Here is a 14058-nt window from a genome sequence, read left to right as displayed (position 1 = left end):
TCCTTGACGAGGGGAGGCAGCGAGGCGAAATGACCCGCAAGCAGCGCCGATTGACGATGATCGCGGCCTTCGGCTCGGTGCTCGCCGTGGCGGCCGGGCTGGTGTTCTACGGTCTCGGCGAGAGCTTCCTCTACTTTCGCAGTCCGACCGACGTGATCGAGAAGGCCATCCCCGTCGGTCAGCGCTTCCGGCTCGGTGGCCTCGTCGGCGAGGGCAGCCTCGTGCGTGACGGCTCGACGACCGCGCAATTCACGGTGACCGACACCGCCAACACGCTTTCCGTGCGCTATAGTGGCGTCCTGCCCGATCTTTTCCGGGAAGGCCAGGGCGTGGTCGCCGAGGGGCGCATCGGGTCGGACGGCGTCTTCGTCGCCGACACGGTTCTGGCAAAGCACGACGAGACCTATATGCCCCCCGAGGTTGCCGAGGCGCTCAAACGCCAGGGGCAATGGAAGGGCGCGGGCGCGGGCGCCGGGGCAACGAACTGACCACGAACGAGGAGGCGTTTTGCGCATGACCATCGAACTCGGCCATTTCGCTCTCCTCCTGGCGGTTGCGGTCTCCTTCGCGCAGATGTGCCTGCCTTTCGTCGGAATGGCGCTGGGCGACGCCCGCCTGCCGCGTATGGCCGTCGCCGCCGCCCAGGCCCAGCTGGCACTCCTCGTGACCGCGTTCATCTCCCTGACGATCGCCTATGTCGGCTCGGACTTTTCCGTCCGCAACGTCTACGAGAACTCGCACAGCGCCAAGCCGCTGATCTACCGGCTTTCGGGCGTCTGGGGCAATCACGAGGGCTCGATGCTGCTCTGGGTCCTCATCCTGGCGCTGTTCGGCGCCGGTGTCGCGACATTCGGGCAGAACCTGCACGACCGGCTGAAGGCCAATGTCCTCGGTGTGCAGGGCGCGATCGGTTTTGCCTTTCTCCTCTTCATCGCACTGACGTCCAACCCCTTCTCGCGCATCGATCCCGCCCCCGTCGAGGGGCAGGGCCTCAATCCGATCCTCCAGGACCCGGCACTCGCGTTCCATCCGCCGTTCCTCTACGCCGGCTACGTCGGCTTCTCCATCGCCTTTGCCTTCGCGGTCGCCGCGCTCATCGATGGTCGCATCGATGCGGTCTGGGCACGTTGGGTGAGACCCTGGACACTGGCCGCCTGGATGTTCCTGACGCTCGGCATCGCCATGGGCAGTTGGTGGGCCTATTACGAGCTCGGCTGGGGCGGATGGTGGTTCTGGGACCCCGTCGAGAATGCCTCCTTCATGCCGTGGCTCGCCGGCACCGCGCTCCTCCACAGCGCCAGCGTCATGGAAAAGCGCGACACCATGAAGGTCTGGACCATTCTGCTCGCGATCATGACGTTCTCGCTGAGCCTCCTTGGTGCCTTCCTGGTGCGCTCGGGAGTGCTGACGTCGGTGCACGCTTTCGCGGTCGACCCCGAGCGTGGCGCCTTCATCCTGGCGATCATGGGGGTGTTCATCGGTGGTGCGCTCGGTCTCTTCGCCTGGCGGGCGCCGCTGCTTCGCAATGGCGGCATCTTTTCCCCGATCAGTCGCGAGGCCAGTCTCGTCCTCAACAATCTGCTGCTGACCGTGTTCTGCGCGGCCGTCCTCATCGGCACTCTCTATCCCCTCCTACTCGAGGCGCGCACCGGGGAGAAGATTTCCGTCGGACCGCCCTACTTCAACATGGTGACGATGCCGTTGATGCTGCCACTGTTGCTGGCACTGCCGTTCGGCCCGCTGCTTTCCTGGAAGCGTGGCGACCTGCTTGCGGCCTCCGAGCGGCTCTATGCGGCCGCTGCGATCGGTTTGCTCGTGCCGCTCGTCCTCCTCGCCGTCGCCCAACCGGCTCCCTGGCTCGCACTCGTCGGCGCGGCACTGGGCGTCTGGGTGATACTCGGCGCCGTCAGCGAGTGGGCGTGGCGCATTCGGCTCCACGAGCGCCGCTGGTCCGAGGCCTGGACCCGTGCCCGGGGGCTGCCTCGCTCGTCGTACGGCACCCTGCTCGCCCATGCCGGCGTCGGGGTCATGGTGCTCGGGATCGTCGGCTCCAGCGGCTGGATGAGTGAACGGATCGTCTCGATGCGTGCGGGTGAGACGGTTTCGATCGCCGGCTATACCCTACGTTTCGATGGTACGAGCGATCGCATGGGACCGAATTACCGCGAGACTGTCGGCACCTTCGCGGTTCTCGACGAGGCCGGCGCCGTACGTTTCGTCTTGGAGCCCTCCAAGCGCCTTTACGTCGCGCCGCGCCAGGCCACCACGGAAGCGGGCATCCGCCCCTCCCTTCTCGGCGATCTTTATTTGACGCTCGGCGATTCGGCGGGTGACGGCAGCTACGCGGTGCGCGTTAATTTCCATCCCCTCGTGCGTTGGATCTGGATCGGCGCCGTGATCATGTTCTTCGCCGCGATCGTCTCCCTCTCCGATCGCCGGCTCCGGATCGGCGCGCCGCGTCTTGCAAGGTCGCGCGAGCCGGTGACGGAGGGCGCATGAAGGCCGGTCGTCAGATCGCCCTCCTCGGGATGCTCTCGGCCTCGATCATCGCGGCCACCGCGGCGTTCGCCGTCCAGCCCGACGAGATCCTCTCCGATGCGGCGTTGGAGAAGCGCGCGCGGTCCCTTTCGGCGGAACTGCGCTGCGTGGTCTGCCAGAATCAGTCGATCGACGATTCGAACGCGCCGCTTGCAAAGGACCTGCGCATCGTCGTCCGCGAACGGCTCACCGCCGGCGACTCCGATGCCGAGGTGATCGACTACGTCGTCGCGCGGTATGGCGAGTTCGTGCTGCTTCGCCCGCGCCTTGGAACGCATACCTTGGTATTGTGGCTGGCGCCGCCGACGCTGTTTCTGCTCGGCATGCTGGCCATCTTCTGGCGCACCCGAGAGGTCGCACGCGGCAGGCCAGCCTCGCGCCAGGTGGCGCCCCTTTCACCCGAGGAGCAGCAGCGGCTCACCGAATTGCTGAAATCCGACCGCGCCCCCTGAGCGACCGGCAGGTCGGGCGGGAGGTGAGTTTGGCGTTGGGGCGGGCGATGCGGGTCGCGTGGGAACCGCAGGCGGCGGATGCCGGGCGAAAGGAACCGATATGGGCAGCACCTCCACACAGATGTCGTTCGCGGGCTGGAACGGCGCCAAGCTTTCGGCCCGGCTCGAGCTGCCCTCCGAACCGCCCCGCGCAGTCGCGCTCTTTGCGCACTGTTTCACCTGTTCCAAGGACGTTTTTGCCGCCACGCGCATCGCCCGGGGGCTCGCCGACCGGGCAATTGCCGTGCTCCGCTTCGACTTCACGGGCCTCGGCGAAAGCGAGGGTGAGTTCGCCGGCACGCATTTTTCCTCCAATGTGGAGGATGTCGTGCGCGCTGCCGATCATCTGCGCGGGGTGCTCGCGGCACCCTCCATTCTCATCGGACACAGCCTCGGCGGTGCCGCAGTGATCTCGGCCGCATCGCGCATTCCCGAGGTGCGTGCCGTCGCCACCATCGGTGCCCCGGCCGATGTCGCTCACGTTCTCGCGCATATCTCTCCACGGCTCGGCGAGATCGAGGAGCGCGGCGCGGCCGATGTCACGCTCGGCGGTCGAACATTCAAGATTCGGAGAGAGTTCGTCGAGGACGCCCGCGCCGCCGGGCTCCTCGGCAAGGTCGCCGCGCTCGGTCGTGCGCTCCTCGTCATGCACGCTCCGCGCGATGAGGTCGTCGGCATCGAGAATGCGGCAAGGATTTTCGTGGCCGCCCGCCACCCCAAGAGCTTCGTCTCCCTCGACGACGCCGATCACCTCCTGACGCGCCGGCGTGATGCGACGTATTGTGCACGCGTCATCGCCGCCTGGGCGGAACGCTACGTGGCTGTCGACGGTGCGCACGATGGGGGCAAGGAGCAGGCGGCAATGGGTGCGCTTGGGGTTGGTCCTGGCGGAATGGAAAACCGGGACGAGCTTGCCGCTCTCGGCCCTGCGAGCGACGGACCACCGCCTGCGGGAGTCGTCCGGATCGAGGAGACCGGCGTGGGGCGTTTCCAGCAGCGTGTCTCGAGCGGCTCCCATATTCTCTTTGCGGATGAACCGCTGGACGTCGGAGGTGACGACTCGGGGCCCGGACCCTACGATCTCCTCGCCGCGGCGCTCGGAGCCTGCACCTCCATGACGCTGCGCATGTACGGCGCGCGAAAAGGCCTGTCCTTGACGCGGGTTCGCGTCGACGTCAGTCATGGCAAGGTCCACGCCGAGGATTGCAGCGACTGCGGCGAGGGCCGCGTCGGGCGAATCGATTGCTTTGAGAGGAGAATAAAGGTCGAAGGCGACCTGACAGGGGAGCAGCGCGCGCGCCTGCTCGAGATCGCGGATCTCTGTCCGGTGCACAAGACGCTCGAGCTGAGCAGCGTCATCGTCACGCGCCTCGACGAGGCGTGAGGAGCCGCGACAGTGCTCTGCGCGGCGCTGCGTTCAGCGCAGCAGCCCCTCGAGACGCGTCGTCAGCGTCTGCAGCTTCCGCTTCAGTCGCGCGCACGCTTCGAGCCGAACCTCCAGTGCTGAAATCCGCTCCGAAAGCGGCGCCGTCGAGGATGTGCCAGAATCCCTTGAAGCCCCCCTTGCAGTCTCCACCCCGATCAATTCATCGGTATCCGGTGCCCGAAGCGCTCCGAGCCGCAATGCCAGGTGCTCGATGGTCTGTTGAGCCTTTCGACCGCTGAGGGAAATCCGCCACTTGGCGGAATCCACCTGTTCGCTCAGTTGCTCGGTCGCTGTGCCGACGAGTTTCTGGGCCACCGGAAGGAATTCGTGCAGGATGAGCTGTTCGAGCGCACCGGCCGTGACCACCGGCTCGCGCCGCCTTCGCCACCACTGTTGCCACCACTTCTGCTCGAGATCGAACGCCAGCGCCTGACCGAGCGGGGCGAGTGGCGGGTAGACGAACGAGCTACCGATCGCCGCGAAGTCGAGATCGATCTCGATGTCCGGCAACGCCTCCATGAGGAGGTGACGCATGCGGATGGCCGTGATGCGCTGGGTGTTGACGAGACCCTGCCTCGCCCACCGGTACTCGCGCACGAAAACCTCCGAGATGCGTTGGTGGAGCGGGCTGGTGTCGCAGCGATAGACGCGCTCGCCACCTCCACCGCCTTCCAACCGCTCCAGGAGCCGGGCGCGCTCGTTGCGGGCGAAGGCGTATATCTCCTTGCGAAGGCTCGCCTCGAGCGACGACCGAAGGCTCGGGCCGACCTGGTCGAGATCGCTCATCGAGCGCCGACACAATTCGTTGAGCCGTTCCGCTATGGAATTGAGGCGCTTACGCTCGCGGTCCGCCCGGTTCCGCTCCGCTTCCACCAGACGGCTCTGGTCGAGGGCGTTCTCCTTCTGCCTTCGCATATCCTCGAGATCGCCACGGATTCCCATCTCGACACTCTCGGCAACCGTTGCAAATGTCGCGCTGGCCTGATGCGCATAGTGGCTGGCCCGGCCGCGCGACATGAGCCAGGACAGGTTGAGTTCCAGGTCGGCAAGGCCTGAGCAGCGCAGCATCAACCCCTGGCGGAATTCCGCATCGCCAGATCTGCGAAGCCAGTTTTCTTTCTCATCCTCATCGGGTGCGAGCAGCCTCGTCGCGTAGGCGATGAGCCTGTCCACTTCGGTCGGCGCGAGCCGGGAGGAATCTCCGGACAGCGCCAGATTTGCCCACCTTGCGCTTCCGAGCACGATCGGCACGCGCGTTCCCGGCAGTTCGGCGGCGAGCACGTTGCGGATGCGCTGGCGCAATGCCTCGGCACGATCGGGCAGATCGTCGACCTCGTCGATCCGGTTGACGAAGAGCAGGAGCCGCTCCTTGCGCAGTCCTCTGAGGAGCCGCAGAAGTCCGAGATCGGACAGCCCCATCGGCTCGTGCGCGGATACGAGGACCACGCAGGCCTCCGCGTCCTCGATCATCCGCAGTGTGATCTCCTCACGCACGAGAAACGGGTCGTTCGTGCCCGGCGCATCGATGAGGGTCAGGGGGAATCCCCTGCTGTCGAGATCGAAATAGAGATCCGCCGAGCGCGTGATGTCGGCGAAGTGCTGTCGCTCCGTTGCTCCGGCGCTCGCCTCCGCGGCGACGTAGCGGGCGATCAGCTCGGGGCTGGCCTCCTCGAAATGATGTGCCTTTCCGAGGTATCCACCGAGATCGTCTCCCAGCCTCCGGCTGACGTTCGAACGCATCTGCTCGAGCTGGCGCTGAAGTTCTCCCTGGTTGAAGTTCGGCAGCAGCGTCTCCGCCAGTTCGCGAAGCCGTCCCCCGCCCTCCGCCAGCCGCGTCCACTCCGCTTCATCGAAGAACGTGAACGTCGCGCCGCTGTTCGGGCCTTCGGGAAATCCGAAGTGGGCGCGGGTGACGACCGCCGTCCAGGGCACGTCCGCCGTGGGCAGCAGCTTCGGTCGGCGGATCAGAGCGTTCAGGAGTGATGTTTTTCCTCCTTTGACCTGACCGATCACGCTGATCTGGCAGGTTTCGCACCGCATCGCCCGCAGGGCCCGCTGAACGAGGTCGGCCCCTTCGCCATCGAGTTCGCGCGCCAGCTGCTCTCCGAGTGCCAGCAGCGAGTCGGTTGCCTCCCTGAGCTCTCCGCCGAGCGCCAGTCGCCCGAGTGCCGCGATGTTCGCCGCTCGCGCGCCCATTGTCCCCCTCCCCGCCGTGTCCGGCTTTCTTTCCCTGCTTGGCCTTGGCTTCCGTCGCCGGGGCGCGCGGGACGCCGTCCGCCGTCCGACGGCCTCACCTTGCCAATATCCTTCCTCGCACACTCGCAAGAACGGCCGCGCGCGCACCGCCACGGGTCAGCGGCTTCGCTGAGGTTTCGGGCCTGTCGCCTTGCGGTGGGCGCGTTCGCGCAGGAACTGCGTCGGGTCCCCTAGCTTCCGACCGTCCTGGTCCGGCCGGGCTCCAGCAGCGCGAGCAGACTGCTCCGACCATCCTGGCACTGCTGGCGCAATCGCTCGCCTGCCTCACGCGTTGCGTCCGAGAGCAGGATGGGTTTGCGCCGCAAGGCCTCGTTCATGGACTTGAGGTCGGCGAGCGAGGGCAGTTCGCGGCGCTCCTGCTGCCCGAGCACGCCCATATCGAGCGCGAGCCGCGTGACTTCGTTCGTGTAGTCACGCGATGCAAAGAGGGCGAGGATAAGGCTCGAGAGGATGTGGATGTTGGAGTGCACGATCTTGTGCAGTCCATCGAGGAAGCGCTCGAGTTTGACCGGGTCGCGGCCCGCGCGCACGTGCAGCGCTGCGAGATTGTCGAGCGCGATGAGCGTGAGGTCGAGGCCATAGTCCTGCACGGGCCGGTCGAGGTCCTTGGTCGTCACGAAGCGGACCTGCAGGCGTGCGTCACGCAGGAGGTTGATGTCGCCGTTCTCGAAGTCGCCGACGACGTTGGCGACATGCTCGACCATCTGTTGGACGACGAGGTGGACCTTGTCGATATCGACCGGTTCGCCCGCGAGCCGCAGGCGCTCCAGTTCGGCTTTTGCGCGAACGATCTGGATTTCGAGGGAGTCCAGCGACGCGACGGCGCCCGCGACGAGATAGACCGCCGCTTCGATGCGTTGGATGCTCTTGGAATACTGCTCGGCGCGCCCGGCGTCGACCTCTCCGAGGCGCTGCGAAAGCGGTCGTTCGTCGTTAGCGCCAACACTGATGACGACGCCATCGCCCTCTGGCGCCACCTCGTGGTCGATGTCCCTTTGCTCGTCGCCCAACTCGCTGACCCGCAAATGCCCGTTACCGATGGCCTTTGCCCGGCCGAACCCCAGACTGTTACTCCAGAACGACATCGAGCCCCCCGGTACGCAACGATCGGCCTTGCGGCCATGGTCCCCAGCCGTATTGAGAGCCACGAAATGTGGAATTCTTGTGGATACCGTATAGAATAATCTTGGTTGAGGCTTCCAGGTTCTGGCCGTTCGACCGGTTCCTTACCGCAACCACTTGAGCAGCCACGCGGAAGCGGCGCCATCGCCGCATTTCGGTCGCCGTCGCGTGACAGGGTTTCAGTCGTGTCCGGTTCGGCGCCATCGCGTTGCTGGCTATCGCCGGGAGCGGTGGCCCGTCGGCGCGCCGATCGCGGGATCGGGGCTGGCGGATCGGATATTGGGGACGGACCGTGGAGTGGCGGCGATCGTCGCGGCGCGGCCCGGGTGGATCGGACGTAAGGCTTGCGGACGGGGCGTGATTGATGTCGTCGGTCGCTGGAGGAGACGACCCGCGGGCCGAACAGCGTGCCGAGGAGGGACGTGCGGCTGGCGACCATGCGCAGGCCGACAAGACGTCGCCGGCCCGCCAGGGTTCAGGCCAGTTGGCGGCCACGGACGAACTGCGCGAAAGCGTGCTTCGTGCCGTGCGCACGGCCGTCAGCACCACGGTGCGCGGCGGCATGCCCCATCGCGCACTTCCAGATCTCGACATGGATTTCTCGGTGCGCCCGGGGCAGAGGCCCGCCACGCCAGTCGCGCCCATCCCGCCGGCCGATGAGGCGGTGGCGAGCAACGTTGCCGCCCTAGCCGTGCGCCCTCTCGCCTTTCCCGCAGGGGTTTCCGACTGCGCTCCGTCGACACTACGTGATCTCGAGCAGCGGCTGGAAGGTGCGCATTCGCGTCAGGGAGTTGCTCCGACCCGGTCCGGCGGCATAGAGACGAACCCGCCCCACCTGGATTGCGAACCCGCAGCTGCGGGCAGCGGCAAGCACGAACCGCAGTCACACCTCGTCATCGCCGACGAACCAGAACCCGTCCGCCCACGCGCGGCGCAATTCATCCCGATTTCCCGGCGCGCCCGTCGCCTCCAAGGTGTCGCGAACGAGGCGCGTGGCACTACGGCTCATGGCGCCCGGCCATGGCTCATGGCCACGAGCGCGGCCGGCGCCTTGGTTCTCGGCCTCGTCGTCGCGGCGCAGCAACTCGGGCCTTGGCCGGAGCCGACTGACGAACTGCTGAGCGCGGCCTCGGGCTCGTTGCCACCGGATCGAAATTCCACCGGTACCGGGCTCGTCGTGGCGTCGCTCGATCGCGCCCCGATCGCCTCGGTTGCTCACGCACCTGCGGAACTGCGCTTGGAGGCCGCCGTCCCGGGGGCGATCGCGTTTTCGGGAGCTGTCGGCCCCACCGCGGGCGCCGAGGCATCGAAGGTCGATGCCGATATCTCCGTCCCCGTCGAGTTCGGGTCGCTCGCCAAAGTCGCGACCGTCGGCACGCTCGCCGTCGAGCCCGGGGATCCCGGCTCGGGCGGTGCGCCCCTCGAACGCGAAACCGGGGCGTCCGAGGCGGTCCCCTCCCGCATGCCGTCGAGCGTCCAGGCGACGCGGACATTGGCGTCACTGCCGCGAGAGCCGTCGATTGCGGGTATCGAACTCGCTCCACGGCCGCCGGGCCGCGCCGCGAGCGGTGTCCGGCCGCTGATTGTCGCGGCACGAGCCGCGGAATTTCCATCCCTCGAGACCGAGGTCCTGGCCGCCGAGCGCCAAAGCCACCGCGCCCCCACCGTCCGCCTGACCGCGACGGACGCCGACGTGGAACTCTCGACCACGCCCACTGAAAGCAGCCGGGCAAGCGATCGCGATCCGCGCCTCGCCATGGAGCTGGCGGCCGAGCACCTCGAGAAGGGCGACGTCGGCACCGCCCGCGCGTTGCTCGGGCCGTTGGCAACGCCGGATCACCCTGATGCCATTCTCGCGCTCGCCGAGACTTATGATCCCATCATCCTGGGCCGCAATGCCGGTGCCGAGGCGCAGGCCTCCGCTGGCCGCGCTCTCGCGCTCTACTCGAGCGTCGCCGATCTCGTCGGCTCGGCTTACCCTCCCTTGCGGGCTCGCCTCGAAGCGGCCAATCCCCTGGTCGCCCAGGCCGTGTTGCCGGTGGCCCTGGGCGAGGCGAATGCCATGGTCGCGCGCGGCGACATCCTGTCGGCGCGAGAACTCCTGGCGGCGACGGCTCGTGTGATCGCGAGCGCCGAGGTCGCCCTTGCCATGGCGCGAACTTACGATCCGAGCTTGCTGGCTCGGGTTCCGGGGGGAACGGCCCTGGCCGATGTCGCCGAGGCCGAGAGCTGGTACCGCAAGTGGCAGGGGTTGGCGATCGATGAAGGTTCGCTGTCCGAGAGCGCCAACGTCGACGCCATCATCCGTGCCATGCGCCGCCATCGTGCGCCGGCCTCGGCGGGTGCCATCACCAGCGACACCCGGTGAGGTAAGGCGCGGCGCGCTTCGCTGTTCCGCGCCAGCGGCGACCGCCGCCATGAATGGCGTCGCCGGCCGGTGAGCCCGAACCGGCGATCCGCCCATTGAGCGCCATATCGCGCCGCCGTCACCCGTGCACCGGCCTCAATTGGCCGATGACGAACCGCCTTCGGCTTTCGGAGCCTGCTCTGCGGTGCGTGCGCGCTCCTCCTCGGCGAGTTGCTCCCAATAGGCCGTGAGGTGGCGGTCGATAATGCGATCGTACTCGCCGTCTTCCCGAAGACGACGCAGCGCGCTGTTCACGTAATAGAGCAGCGTGCGGGCGTGCGGATGCGTCTTTGGCACCGTCACCCTCAGGGCCGAGATCGCGAGCGGTCGTTCGATCGCCTTGACCTGGTTGGACAAACCGAGCGAGGCGAGCGCGGCGCGTCCCGTGAACTCGTTGAGCGCAACCCCGTCGATGCGCCCGTCCACGAGCAACCGGAAGCATTCCTCGACCGACTGCGGCCTGAGCAGCGTGATCCGGTTTTCCGACAGCCAGTTGCGACCATCCTGGTTGAGGTCGAACACGAAGTAGCCGGCGGGCCGGCAGAGCGTTCGACCGAGAATTTCCCCGTCGCTGTTGAATTCGAAGGTCGAATCCTTGCGCACGAAGAGCAGGATCAGCGGCTCGAAAAGCGGCTCCGAGAAGAAAAAGCTCTGGCAGCGCATCTGGCTGTCTTCATCGAGCTGGTTGAACTGCTCGCATGGCGGCTGGAACCAGGGAAAACCGAGGTCGAACGCCCGGTTGCGCAGCAGCGGATTGAGGTGCGCCGCCCAGTCGTTCACCCAGGAGATATTGTATTCGATCGGCGTCGTCGCTTCGGCCTTGAGCCGCTCCATGGCGGCGGTCACCACCTCGGTCAGCATGCCGCCGTTCTCGAGTGCCCGTTCGGTGAAGGGAGCATACCCGCTCGCCGTGAGGAATTCGACGCGGCGCAGGCTCGACGACGTCGTGATCGGCGCGGGTGCCGCCGGGATCGCTTCGACGGTCGCGGCGGGCGGCAGGTTCGTCTCCTGGCCGACGCAGGGAATACGGATGGAAAGCCCGGGCACCAGAAGCGAGTTGCCGGCCCCGAGCCTGTCCTGGTTGGCATAGAAGATGATGGTCCAGCTGGCCGCCTGTCCGTAGACGGTGCGTGCGATGCGCGCGAGCGAGTCGCCTTCCTGGACGACGTATTCGCGGCCGCACTCCTGGGCCGCCGCCGGTCTGGAAAGCCCGGCCAAGAGCATCGGGACCACGACTAGGGCCATCAATGAGGTCGAAAGATCTCGAAGTTTGCGCATTTGCCCCCCTAGGCCATCACCACACCACTTTCTTTGCCGAATTTGTCGGGCACCGACGGCGGAATGATGACAGGCGCCCCCTGATCGTGTCCATCGGGCACTGTCGGACCACGAATTACTGTGGCGGGGTTCGCGTTTCACGTCGGCTCGGGCTGGGGGAAGCGGCGCGTCGTCTTGCGCCGGGTTCGGGTTGGCGGTTTGGGCTGGCGTGATTGGGGGAGTACGATGGCGAGGATTCTGCTGTCGCAAGGATTGCGGCCCGGCCTTGCACTGGCGCTGTTCTTGATCGTTCTCGCGCCGCGGGCGTTGGCCCAGACGACCGCTTCCCTCGACGAGGTCAACCAGGGCCGGCTGACGATCCTGACCAGTGGCGTGGCCGATCCGTCCGCCCCCTCCATCGCCGCCATCGCCGATCTCGCGCGCCTCTTCGATCGCCCGGGGCGGCTGCGGATCGTGCCGGCCCTCGGCTACGGCCAGGTCGCGAACGTGCGCGACGTACTGCGCTTGCGCGGCATCGACATGGGGGTCATGAACGCGGACGTGCTGCGTTTCCTGTCCATCGAGCGCCAGTTCGCGAGGGCACAGCGCGACCTCAGGCTCGTCACGCCCCTCTATGAGAATACGCTTCTGGTCGTGGCCCGCGACAATGTGCCCGACCTCGCCTCCCTCGCCGGCCGCGTCCTCGTCACGCCGGGGCTCGACACCCCGGAGCACATCAGCGCGCGCACCTTGTTTTCCCTCCTCGGAATCGAAATCGCCATCGAGCATCGCCAGGACCGAAATCCGCTGGACCAGGTCGCCGCCGGGCGTGCCGATGCAACGCTGATCGTGGCGGGTGATCTCGATGCCGCGCTCGGCGCCGTGGCGCGCCGCAAGGGACTGCGGGTTCTGCCGGTGCCCGCGAGCGAAGCCGTGGCCGCGGTCTACCGCCCGGTCCGTGTCGCGTCGGCCGCGACCCCCGGTGGGCTCGATACGGTCGGAGTCGCGACCCTGCTGGTCAGCTTCAACTGGAAGTCGGATTCGCCGCGCTATCAGCCCGTTCGCACCCTCATCGACACGATGTTCCGCCGCTTCGCCGATTTACGGGACCCGTCCCGCCACCCGATCTGGCGCACCTTCGATCCCGACACCGCGATCCCGGAATGGCAGCACCTCGATCGGGTTGCCGAACTGCTGTCGTCGACGCGGACCGCCCGTGCGCGGATCGATGCCGAGCGTGTTCCACCATCAGCTTCCCCGGTCCAGCGTCCGGCCCCCGAGGGCGAGGACCCCCGTTCCGTCGAAGTGCCCTTGGCGCGGCTTCCTGCGGCATCCGGTGCGACACCCCCGCCTGCTGACCGAGGCACCGCATCGACGGGCCTGACCACCCGGGGCGAGACCACGGCCGCCGTGGTGGATGCCGCGACCGTACCCGTGGCGCCGCCTGGCGGCGCGAACGCGGTGGCAAGCCCCGTCGAGTCATCGAACGCGGGCGCCTCGCCGCCGACCCGACTGGCGAATGCTGAAGGCGCGGCATCGGCCACCACCTCGAGTGACGGCGCCTCGTCGGGCCCCCGCAAGGTGGCGGACGATGTCTCGGACGAGACACCCGGCCTCGGCCTACGGCTCGCCGCTGTGGCCATCGACCAGTTCGCCGACCAGTCGCTTCCAGCCGGTGGCGTCGCCGTCGAGCTGCTCCGGACGGCGTTGACGGAATCGACGCCGGAGGGAGAGGGTGCCGCCGTCGCGAGCCTCGAGTGGGTGGGCGAAGGCGAAACCATGCTCGTCGAGCGGCTCGCGGCCGGTGAGTTCGACGCCATGCTTCCCGTTGTCCTGCCGAATTGTGAGCGACCCGGCGAGATCACGCTGCGCTCGGCGCTGGCCTGCGACAATTATCGCTTCTCGGCGCCGATCATGCAGACACTCCTCGTCCTGTTTGCGAGGAATTCGCTCGAGATCGACCTCGCCAAGGGCGAGGAACTGGTCGGCAAGCGGGTCTGCGTTCCGGACGATCAGGACGTCTCGCCGTTGCGCGACTTCGTCGAGGATCGTGGCGTCTCGCTCGGCAGCGTCGTCGTCGAGCGCCGTGCGACTCCTGCCGCCTGCCTCGCGCTTCTGGCCGAGGGCAGCGCTGATCTCATGATGACGAACGACCGGATCGGCCAAGCTGCGGTCGAGGCCGCGGGCCTTCAGGAGCGCGTGCGTCTGCTCGAATCGCCGGTCGGCGTCATCACGTTGCATGCCGCCGTTCTGCGCGCGCATCCCGACGCCCAGAAGATCCTCGCGCGCCTCAACGGGGCCCTCGAGGAACTCCGCCAGAGCCGCACCTTCTCGATGATCATCGAGCGCCAAATCGTCGGCAACTGAATTGGAGGCGCCGCTCTGCAGACGACTGCGGTGCGGCACTGTCGATCAGGTCCACAGGTCGGTCGATCGCTTCTGGAAGACGGGGGGGGGGGGGGGGGGGGGGGGAGGGGGGAGAAACGGGGGTGGTCCCGGAGCGCAGAGACCGGGGGGATCCGCCCCAGAGCAACTTGCCCCAATCCCCGGGAGGCTCCGGG

10 protein-coding genes are annotated in these 14058 nt (G+C 67.3%); 7 read left to right on the top strand and 3 right to left on the bottom strand.

What is annotated here, in order from left to right; translation table 11 throughout:
• The first annotated feature begins 29 nt into the window (after window positions 1–29).
• The 4 genes from ccmE to GC150_12350 all read left to right on the top strand — a co-directional run bounded on the left by ccmE (window position 30) and on the right by GC150_12350 (window position 4413).
• On the top strand, window positions 30–488 hold the full coding sequence (gene ccmE / locus GC150_12365) for a cytochrome c maturation protein CcmE (GenBank protein MBI1385694.1): 459 nt from the start codon (window positions 30–32) through the stop codon (window positions 486–488).
• Window positions 489–513: 25 nt separating this feature from the next.
• Entirely contained in the window at window positions 514–2499 is a 1986-nt protein-coding gene (locus GC150_12360; protein ID MBI1385693.1) for a heme lyase CcmF/NrfE family subunit, read from the top strand.
• Complete coding sequence (locus GC150_12355; protein ID MBI1385692.1) at window positions 2496–2990, top strand: cytochrome c-type biogenesis protein CcmH; 495 nt, start codon at window positions 2496–2498, stop codon at window positions 2988–2990. The genes GC150_12360 and GC150_12355 overlap by 4 nt, the downstream gene beginning before the upstream one ends.
• Before the next feature lie 100 nt (window positions 2991–3090).
• A complete protein-coding gene (locus GC150_12350; protein MBI1385691.1) occupies window positions 3091–4413 on the top strand; it encodes an alpha/beta fold hydrolase in 1323 nt (440 codons plus the stop codon).
• A 33-nt stretch (window positions 4414–4446) separates the two neighbouring features.
• Here the strand turns inward: GC150_12350 and GC150_12345 are convergent, their stop codons facing one another.
• Both GC150_12345 and GC150_12340 read right to left on the bottom strand, forming a co-directional pair.
• A complete protein-coding gene (locus GC150_12345) occupies window positions 4447–6651 on the bottom strand; it encodes a hypothetical protein (protein MBI1385690.1) in 2205 nt (734 codons plus the stop codon).
• A 230-nt stretch (window positions 6652–6881) separates the two neighbouring features.
• Window positions 6882–7796 carry a hypothetical protein gene (locus GC150_12340; protein ID MBI1385689.1) on the bottom strand — a complete coding sequence of 305 codons (915 nt, stop codon included), beginning with the start codon at window positions 7794–7796 and terminating at the stop codon, window positions 6882–6884.
• A 401-nt stretch (window positions 7797–8197) separates the two neighbouring features.
• Here GC150_12340 and GC150_12335 point away from each other — a divergent pair, with 401 nt between their 5' ends.
• Window positions 8198–10201 (top strand): hypothetical protein, encoded by a 2004-nt coding sequence (locus GC150_12335; protein MBI1385688.1) that lies wholly within the window; start codon window positions 8198–8200, stop codon window positions 10199–10201.
• 135 nt (window positions 10202–10336) lie between these two features.
• Here GC150_12335 and GC150_12330 read toward each other — a convergent pair whose 3' ends face one another.
• Entirely contained in the window at window positions 10337–11518 is a 1182-nt protein-coding gene (locus tag GC150_12330; protein MBI1385687.1) for a transporter substrate-binding domain-containing protein, read from the bottom strand.
• A 225-nt stretch (window positions 11519–11743) separates the two neighbouring features.
• Between GC150_12330 and GC150_12325 the strand changes: the two genes are divergently transcribed.
• Both GC150_12325 and GC150_12320 read left to right on the top strand, forming a co-directional pair.
• On the top strand, window positions 11744–13864 hold the full coding sequence (locus GC150_12325; GenBank protein MBI1385686.1) for a transporter substrate-binding domain-containing protein: 2121 nt from the start codon (window positions 11744–11746) through the stop codon (window positions 13862–13864).
• A 1-nt stretch (window position 13865) separates the two neighbouring features.
• Window positions 13866–14058 (top strand): hypothetical protein (locus GC150_12320; GenBank protein MBI1385685.1); only part of this gene is annotated, 193 nt, incomplete at its 3' end.

It is taken from the genome of Hyphomicrobiales bacterium (genome assembly GCA_016125495.1).
Lineage (GTDB): Bacteria > Pseudomonadota > Alphaproteobacteria > Rhizobiales > RI-29 > RI-29.
The sequence above is the reverse complement of the archived record's forward strand: the minus strand, read 5'-3'. Positions and strand labels throughout refer to the sequence as shown.

Bases quoted from the DNA above. Each gene is read 5' to 3' on its own strand.
- ccmE (MBI1385694.1), top strand. From the start codon at position 30: ATGACCCGCAAGCAGCGCCGATTGACGATGATCGCGGCCTTCGGCTCG.
- GC150_12360 (MBI1385693.1), top strand. From the start codon at position 514: ATGACCATCGAACTCGGCCATTTCGCTCTCCTCCTGGCGGTTGCGGTC.
- GC150_12355 (MBI1385692.1), top strand. From the start codon at position 2,496: ATGAAGGCCGGTCGTCAGATCGCCCTCCTCGGGATGCTCTCGGCCTCG.
- GC150_12350 (MBI1385691.1), top strand. From the start codon at position 3,091: ATGGGCAGCACCTCCACACAGATGTCGTTCGCGGGCTGGAACGGCGCC.
- GC150_12345 (MBI1385690.1), bottom strand. From the start codon at position 6,651: ATGGGCGCGCGAGCGGCGAACATCGCGGCACTCGGGCGACTGGCGCTC.
- GC150_12340 (MBI1385689.1), bottom strand. From the start codon at position 7,796: ATGTCGTTCTGGAGTAACAGTCTGGGGTTCGGCCGGGCAAAGGCCATC.
- GC150_12335 (MBI1385688.1), top strand. From the start codon at position 8,198: ATGTCGTCGGTCGCTGGAGGAGACGACCCGCGGGCCGAACAGCGTGCC.
- GC150_12330 (MBI1385687.1), bottom strand. From the start codon at position 11,518: ATGCGCAAACTTCGAGATCTTTCGACCTCATTGATGGCCCTAGTCGTG.
- GC150_12325 (MBI1385686.1), top strand. From the start codon at position 11,744: ATGGCGAGGATTCTGCTGTCGCAAGGATTGCGGCCCGGCCTTGCACTG.